Raw genomic sequence first — 7,670 nt, forward strand, 5'->3', positions numbered from 1 at the left:
CCTCATTGCCCGCCGGAATCCAGGTTGGGTTCGGCTCGCCGTGGCCCTGCTTGCTTGTCATCCGCCGGAACCCCAGCTTCGTGCGTTCCGTGAACGTCGTGATCGAGTTGTCCAGATGCTGCATCACCAGCGCGATCACGGTCCGCTCGCTCCACTGACGGGGATTGAGCATTCGAAGTATGCCGCGCGGATCTTCGCCGGCTTGATCCAACAACTGCCTCCATCGCGGCACATCCGTGCCCTTGGGACCGGACCCGTCGGTCATCAAGGTCTGCAGCAGACCCATGGCGTTGGATCCCTTGCCGTAGCGGACCGGTTCGATGTGGGTGTCCGGCGTCGGGTGAATCGACGACGTGATCGCCACCCCGTGAGTCAAGTCCAGGTCCGGCGAGACCTTCAACGTCGCGGCACCGACGATCGATTCGGAGTTGGTGCGGGTCAGCACGCCCAGCTTTTCGGACAGGGCGGGCAATTTGCCGGTGTCGCGCATCTTGAACAGCAGCTTCTGCGTGTTGTACGTGCCGGCGGCCAGCACTAGGTGATTCGCGGTGAACGTGCGCTTCTTGCGGCGCAGCAAGCGGCCGGTGTGCTTGGTGTGAACCTCCCACAGTCCGTCCGGCCGCTGCGCGAACTTGGTAACGGTCGTCATCGGATGTATTTGTGCCCCAGCCGATTCCGCGAGCCCGAGGTAGTTCTTCAGCAGGGTGTTCTTGGCGCCGTAGCGGCAGCCGGTCATGCAGGATCCGCATTCCAGGCAACCGGTCCGGGCCGGACCGGCACCGCCGAAGTATGGGTCGGGCACCGTCTCGCCGGGCGTCTTGGTTCCGTTCGGACCGAAGAACACCCCGACCGGGGTCGGCACGAACGTGTCGCCGCAACCCATCTCGTCGGCGACCTCCTTGACCACGCGGTCAGCGTCGGTGAACGTTGGGTTTTGAACCACACCGAGCATCCGCTGCGCCTGCTGATAATGCGGCATCAACTCGGCGCGCCAATTGGTGATGTGCGCCCACTGCTGGTCGTTGAAGAACGGATCCGGCGGCACATAAAGCGTGTTGGCGTAGTTCAGCGATCCACCGCCGACGCCGGCACCGGCCAGGATCATGCAGTTTTGCAGCAGGTGGATGCGCTGGATGCCGTAGCAGCCCAGTTGGGGCGCCCACAGAAACTTGCGCAGGTTCCAGGATGTCTTGGCGAAGTCCTCATCGGCAAAGCGCCGGCCGGCCTCGAGCACGCCGACCCGGTACCCCTTTTCGGTCAGCCGCAGCGCGGTGATGCTGCCCCCGAAGCCCGACCCGATAATCAGCACGTCGTAATCCGGTTTCACCGCACCAGTATGGACTTACCCGCCGGTAATGAACCAGGGTGCCAGCAGTTGAAGCTCAACTATCGACGGTGAGGCCGACTTTCTGGAATTCCTTGAGGTCGCAGTAGCCGGCCTTGGCCATCGACCGGCGCAGCCCGCCGACCAGGTTCAGCGAGCCGAACGGGTCGTCGGACGGCCCGTCGAGCACCTGGCGCAACGGCGGCCGCTCGCCGACGGCGATCTGCAGTAACGCGCCTCGCGGTAGCGACGGGTGGGCGGCGGCAGCCGGCCAGAACCAGCCGTCACCGAGCGCCTCGGCCGCCTCGGCGAGCGGGGTGCCCAGCACCACCGCGTCGGCACCGCAGGCGATGGCCTTGGCCAAATCACCGGAGGTGTGGATGTCCCCGTCGGCGAGCACATGCACATAGCGGCCGCCGGTTTCGTCGAGGTATTCGCGGCGGGCCGCCGCGGCGTCGGCGATCGCGGTGGCCATCGGCACGCTGATCCCGAGTACCTCGTCGCTGGTGGTCACTCCCCTGGTGGAGCCGTAGCCGACGATGACGCCGGCGGCGCCGGTACGCATCAGGTGCAGTGCGGTGCGATGGTCGAGCACGCCGCCGGCGACCACCGGGACGTCGAGTTCGGAGATGAAGGTCTTGAGGTTGAGCGGCTCACCGTCGCTGGCGACGCGTTCGGCGGAGATGATCGTGCCCTGGATGACCAGCAGGTCTACGCCGGCCGCGACCAACCCCGGCGTCAAGGCCTGGGCGTTCTGCGGACTGACCCGCACCGCGGTCGTCACCCCGGCGTCGCTGATGCGCGCCACCGCGGCGGCCAGCAACTCGGGATCCAGCGGCGCGGCGTGTAGCTGCTGCAGCAGCCGAATGGCCGCCGACGGCTCGGGTTCTTTGGCAGCCGCCTCGGTGACCTGAGCGATCTTGGCCGCGACGTCGGCGTGCCGTCCGATCAGCCCTTCGCCGTTGAGCACTCCCAGGCCGCCGAGCCGACCGAGCTCGATGGCGAACTCCGGCGACACCAGCGCATCGGTCGGATGGGAAATGACGGGGATCTCGAACCGGTACGCGTCGAGCTGCCACGCCGTCGATACGTCCTGCGAGGAGCGGGTGCGCCGTGACGGCACGATGTTGATGTCTTCGAGTTCGTAAGTGCGCCTTGCAGTTCGGCCCATGCCGATCTCGACCATGTCACGCATGAGCGACCCTTCTCGATCGGTTCACCGCTCGTAGTAGTTAGGCGCTTCGGCGGTCATGGTGATGTCGTGCGGGTGGCTTTCTTTCAAGCCCGCCGGCGTGATCCGGACGAACTGCGCCTGCTGCAGCGCCTCGATGGTGTGGGACCCGGTGTAGCCCATCGCTGCGCGCAACCCGCCGGTGAGCTGATGGATCACCGACGACAACGGCCCGCGGAACGGTACCCGGCCCTCGATGCCCTCGGGCACCAGCTTGTCTTCGGAGAGCGCGTCGTCTTGGAAGTAGCGGTCCTTCGAGTACGACTTGCCCTCCCCCCTGCCCTGCATGGCGCCCAACGATCCCATGCCGCGGTAGCTCTTGTACTGCTTGCCGTTGACGAAGATCAGCTCACCGGGCGCCTCGGCGGTGCCCGCCAGCAGCGAGCCCAGCATTGCTGTCGACGCGCCCGCGGCCAGCGCCTTGGCAATATCACCGGAGTACTGCAGCCCGCCGTCGGCGATCACCGGCACGCCCGCAGGGCGGCAGACCGCGACCGCTTCGAGGATCGCGGTGATCTGCGGCGCCCCGACACCGGCCACCACCCGGGTGGTGCAGATCGAACCGGGACCCACCCCGACTTTGACCGCATCGGCGCCGGCCTCGACCAGCGCCGCGGCCGCCGACCTGGTGGCGACATTGCCGCCGACCACCTCTATCCGATCGCCGACCTCAGCCTTGAGCTTGCCGACCATGTCCAGCACCAGCCGATTGTGTGCGTGCGCGGTGTCGACAACCAGGACGTCAACCCCTGCGTCGACCAGCGTCATGGCCCGCACCCAGGCGTCGTCGCCGATCCCGACGGCGGCGCCGACCAGCAACCGGCCGTCGCTGTCTTTGGTGGCCAACGGGTGCTGCTCGGTCTTGACGAAGTCTTTGACGGTGATCAGCCCGGTCAGCCGGCCGTGACCGTCGACGATCGGCAGCTTCTCGATCTTGTTGCGGCGCAGCAGGCCCAGCGCCGCGTCGGCGCTGACGCCCTCCTGGGCGGTGATCAGCGGAGCCTTGGTCATCACCTCCGCGACCGACTTGGACTGATCAACCTCGAAGCGCATGTCGCGGTTGGTGATGATCCCGACCAGCGCACCGGAGCCGTCGACCACCGGCAGCCCGGAGATCCGGAATTTCGCGCACATCGCGTCGACTTCGGCCAGCGTGTTGTCCGGCCCGCAGGTGACCGGATCGGTGACCATGCCAGCCTCCGACCGCTTCACCATCTCGACCTGGCCGGCCTGTTCGGTGACCGACAGATTGCGGTGCAGCACGCCCATCCCGCCGGCCCGGGCCATGGCGATCGCCATCCGCGACTCGGTGACGGTGTCCATCGCCGAGCTGACCAACGGCACCTTGAGCCGAATCTCCTTGGTGAGCTGGCTGGAAGTATCCGCGCTGGCGGGCACCACATCGGAGGCCGCCGGCAGCAGCAGGACGTCGTCGAATGTCAGTCCCAGCATCGCGATCTTGTGCGGATCATCACCTCCGGTGGGCACCGGGTCGTCGGCCAGGCCACCGACGCGGACGTATGGCTCGACAATCAGGTCGCCGCTGCCTTCAAGACGGGACAAGCCAGATGACATCGCGGGGGCCCTCCCATACGCATGCCGAGTGAGGATCTCATCCTATCGGCTCCATCCGACCTGGCGACGACGCGCGCCGTCGGATGGCCGACGGAGAAGCGACCAAGGCAGCTGGTCTGCGGGTGTAGCGCTGGCGTGATGGCCGCCTGGCTGCGTAATGTGGAGCCGTGCGCGACTACCTCCCGCCGGGTTTGCCGCCCGATCCATTTGCCGACGACCCGTGTGACCCGTCGGCGGCGCTGGACGCCGTCGAGCCCGGTCAACCGCTTGACCCCCCGGAGCGGATGGCGGTCGAGGCTGACCTGGCCGACCTCGCGGTCTACGAGGCTCTGCTGGCGCACAAGGGTGTTCGCGGCTTGGTGGTGTGTTGTGACGAGTGCCAGCAGGATCACTATCACGACTGGGACATGTTGCGCGCGAACCTACTGCAGCTGTTGGTCGACGGCACCGTACGTCCGCACGAGCCGGCCTATGACCCCGAGCCGGACGCCTACGTCACCTGGGATTACTGTCGGGGGTACGCCGACGCCTCACTCAATGAGGCGACCTCGGATACTTAGATATCCGGGGGCATCACGGCCAGCCGCTAAGCAGGCCTTTTCCTCAACCGCCAACCGAGTTCGTTGGGGCTAGCGTCGCCGGCGCGGCGGTCGGCAGCGAGCTGGGGGCAGGCGTCGCGTTCGGATCCCGGTTGGCGACCTTGGCATGCAACTGGTTCAACTTGTCGATCAGATCCTGTTTGCGGTCGCCGTCCTTGACGGTCTGCACCCGGTCGGTGACCGCGTCCAGCTTGTCCTGCGCCTCATCCCACTGTCCCAGCGTGATCATTTGCTCAACGAGGTCGAAATCGGTCTGGGCGGATGACGCGATCCGCTCATCGTGCACCGAAGCCGGCTCGCCGAACACCTTCGTGTGGACTCCGTAGAGCGTGTCGCCGGGCTGGGCCTGGCCCATCACGGCGACGAATCCGCCGATACCCAGCAGGGTGGCGGCCAGCGTCCCGACCAGGGTCATGCTGCGGCGGCTACGACGACGCGCTGCCAGCCCGCGATTGAACGCGTCCATCGCTTGCCGTTCCGGGCACAGTCCGCTGGGCACCGGGGCTCTCAACTCGTCACGCCAGTCCTCAAGCAGCCCGGCCAGCGCCCTATCGGTATCGCCCGGATCGGTCACATCGCCGAACTCGACCGGCTCGCGGTTCGCCAACGCGTCGATGAACCGCTCGGTGCGGCCCACCGCGTCCAGGTTCGGCTGATCAAACGGTGTAGGAGTTGGTTCAGACATAATCTCGCCCCGCTGCAACAATCTCGGATTTCAGCCGCGCCAAGGCGCGGTGTTGGGCCACCCGCACCGCGCCGGCGGTGCTACCGACGGCGCTGGCGGTCTCCTCAGCGCTCAAACCGACCACAACGCGCAAGATCAGGATTTCGCGTTGCTTGTCGGGCAGAACCTTGAGAAGTTCGTTCATCCTGCTGGTGGCGTCCGCTTCGAGGGCCGCCTGCTCGGGACCGGCCTCGGCTGAAGTGCGTTCGGGAATGCAATCCATCGGATATGCCGGGTCGCGGCCGGCTGCGCGATACGCATCGGCCACCTTGTGCGCGGCGATGCCGTACACAAAAGCCAGGAAAGGGCGCCCACGATCGCAGTAACGTGGCAGCGCCATGACGGCGGCCAAGCACACCTCCTGTGCCACATCATCAGCCGACACGCCGCTCCGATCGATGGTGCCGACGCGCGCGCGGCAGTATCGGATCACGATCGGGCGGATCGTCTCCAGCACTTGTCGAAGCGCGTCCCGATCGCCTGCTACGGCCTCAGCTACAACAGCGTCGAGACGCTCCTCCTGCGTTGTCATCGAGGGCAACATCTCCAACGTTACGAACCGGGCATCGCCCGGTGCGGTGGCTCACAGTAAAACAATAACGACCTGCGACAGCAGCGGTGGCGTTAACGCTGAGCCCAGGCCCCGCCCCAGTGCTGCACTTGGCGTGCGCACTCGTCGCGAAGGTCGCGCAGCTCTTCGATCGAGGGGGTCGCGCTTCCCGTATCGACAAGGTCGATTAGCAGGCAGGCCACCGCCCAGCGCAGCGGCACCAGGCTCAACCGGCCGGTGAGCTCCAGCGTCGCCGCACCGAGGATTCGGGCCCGGTCGACGGCACCGGCGCTGCACAGCGCGGCGGCCAATACCACGTCGCTTTTGGCGCGGTGCCGCGCAGACAGCGTGGTCGCGGCCAGCTCGACGGCGAATTCTGCGTTGCGCACCGCGGCAACACCGTCGCCGGCCGCAATCGCCAGCTCCGCGGCGACCCACGCTCGGCGTATCGACAGCCGGTGCTGCGGCACTTCCGCCGCTATCGGTTCTGCCCGGCTCAGCAACGTCGCCGCGGCGGCCAGCCGACCTACGCCCAACGCGTCGGCCGCCAGCCCGATCAACGCATCGGCGGCGGCCTCGGGGTCGGCGCCGGCCAGAGCCAACGCGCGTCCATCCCAGCCGCGGGCCAACCGGTGCCAGCCCAGCTGTCGCAGAAATGAGGCCTGGGTACTGTGCGCCAGCGAGGCAAACCGATCGCCCGGCGCACTGCGCAGTAGCACCGCGAGGTCGTTGCGAGCGCTGCCGTAGCGGCCCTGTCCTCCGGCGCCGACCGCGCGTAGCCACAGCTGACGCGTTGTGCCCGCCGACGGCAGCGGCCAGCGCTCGGGCTGATTTCCGAAGGCGGTAGCGGTAAGGTCGGACTCGATTGTCGGACCATAGGTCATAGAGTTCACGGGCGTGCAGTAGTTAAAATTTCATGCTGTCTGAGTTACACCGGTATTAAATCTAACGCTGATCATATTTATGGCGACTGCCCGTGAGGCGGTTGCGAGCTGGGACATTGCCTCATAACACCTTGTCACCATGCATACGTAGGCCGGCAGACTCATCGCGTCGATGAACTCAGAGTAAATTGTCAAGGCTCCGTTGCGCATTCGGCAGATCACCGAGTGTTGACGAAATTTCCGTAGGCCCCCTACCTTTAAGGCCGACGGTAGTCACCGACGACCCGCTCGATTCAGTTGACGACTTACGTGTTCGCAAACTGGCCAGAACATGGGCGTGTAGAGAGGGACTTCAATGCCACAGCCGGAGCAGCTACCAGGCCCCAACGCCGATATTTGGGAATGGCAATTACAAGGTCTTTGCCGCGGGTTGGACTCGTCGGTGTTCTTCCATCCGGACGGCGAGCGCGGCCGGGCCCGCTTGCAGCGTGAGCGGCGCGCCAAGGAGATGTGCCGCCAGTGCCCGGTGATGGCGCAGTGCCGCGCGCATGCCCTGGAAGTCGGCGAGCCCTACGGCATCTGGGGCGGCCTGTCGGAAACCGAACGCGAGCTACTGCTCAAGCGTGACATCGGTAGGACACGCAGCATCCGCCGCACCGCCTAAGGCGGTTCGAACCGAACGCAAGGAGCCCCCGAATCGTGCGGGCGGTTTCTAGGGGTCGTCGCAACACTGCTGGTTAATTGGTCAGTAGTAGATCACGCAAGCGCTCGGCTGGAGTATCC

Annotated in this window: 8 protein-coding genes; 2 read left to right on the forward strand and 6 right to left on the reverse strand. The window is 66.2% G+C overall.

Annotation, left to right across the window (positions count from 1 at the left end):
- The 3 genes from WAN71_RS27565 to guaB all read right to left on the reverse strand — a co-directional run.
- A partial coding sequence (locus tag WAN71_RS27565) for a GMC family oxidoreductase N-terminal domain-containing protein (protein WP_422228363.1) occupies positions 1–1,327 on the reverse strand: 1,327 nt, incomplete at its 3' end.
- Between the two features lie 55 nt (positions 1,328–1,382).
- Positions 1,383–2,510, reverse strand: coding sequence for a GuaB3 family IMP dehydrogenase-related protein (locus WAN71_RS27570; RefSeq protein WP_422228370.1), 1,128 nt, complete (start codon positions 2,508–2,510; stop codon positions 1,383–1,385).
- Positions 2,511–2,540: 30 nt separating this feature from the next.
- Positions 2,541–4,130 (reverse strand): IMP dehydrogenase, encoded by a 1,590-nt coding sequence (gene guaB, locus WAN71_RS27575; RefSeq protein ID WP_422228364.1) that lies wholly within the window; start codon positions 4,128–4,130, stop codon positions 2,541–2,543.
- A 167-nt stretch (positions 4,131–4,297) separates the two neighbouring features.
- Between guaB and WAN71_RS27580 the strand changes: the two genes are divergently transcribed.
- Positions 4,298–4,690: a DUF5319 domain-containing protein gene (locus WAN71_RS27580; RefSeq protein ID WP_422228365.1), complete on the forward strand. Its 393-nt coding sequence runs from the start codon at positions 4,298–4,300 to the stop codon at positions 4,688–4,690.
- A gap of 43 nt (positions 4,691–4,733) precedes the next feature.
- On the opposite strand, the gene WAN71_RS27585 is transcribed toward WAN71_RS27580, so the two are convergent.
- The 3 genes from WAN71_RS27585 to WAN71_RS27595 all read right to left on the reverse strand — a co-directional run bounded on the left by WAN71_RS27585 (position 4,734) and on the right by WAN71_RS27595 (position 6,896).
- On the reverse strand, positions 4,734–5,414 hold the full coding sequence (locus tag WAN71_RS27585; RefSeq protein WP_422228366.1) for an anti-sigma-D factor RsdA: 681 nt from the start codon (positions 5,412–5,414) through the stop codon (positions 4,734–4,736).
- Complete coding sequence (locus WAN71_RS27590) at positions 5,407–5,985, reverse strand: sigma-70 family RNA polymerase sigma factor (protein WP_422228367.1); 579 nt, start codon at positions 5,983–5,985, stop codon at positions 5,407–5,409. Before WAN71_RS27590 ends, WAN71_RS27585 begins: the two co-directional genes overlap by 8 nt.
- A gap of 92 nt (positions 5,986–6,077) precedes the next feature.
- Entirely contained in the window at positions 6,078–6,896 is an 819-nt protein-coding gene (locus WAN71_RS27595) for a hypothetical protein (protein ID WP_422228368.1), read from the reverse strand.
- A 346-nt stretch (positions 6,897–7,242) separates the two neighbouring features.
- Here WAN71_RS27595 and WAN71_RS27600 point away from each other — a divergent pair, with 346 nt between their 5' ends.
- Positions 7,243–7,551 (forward strand): WhiB family transcriptional regulator, encoded by a 309-nt coding sequence (locus WAN71_RS27600; protein ID WP_422228369.1) that lies wholly within the window; start codon positions 7,243–7,245, stop codon positions 7,549–7,551.
- The last annotated feature ends 119 nt before the right edge of the window (positions 7,552–7,670 follow it).

This window comes from Mycobacterium sp. (assembly GCF_049280035.1).
Classification (GTDB): Bacteria; Actinomycetota; Actinomycetes; order Mycobacteriales; family Mycobacteriaceae; genus Mycobacterium.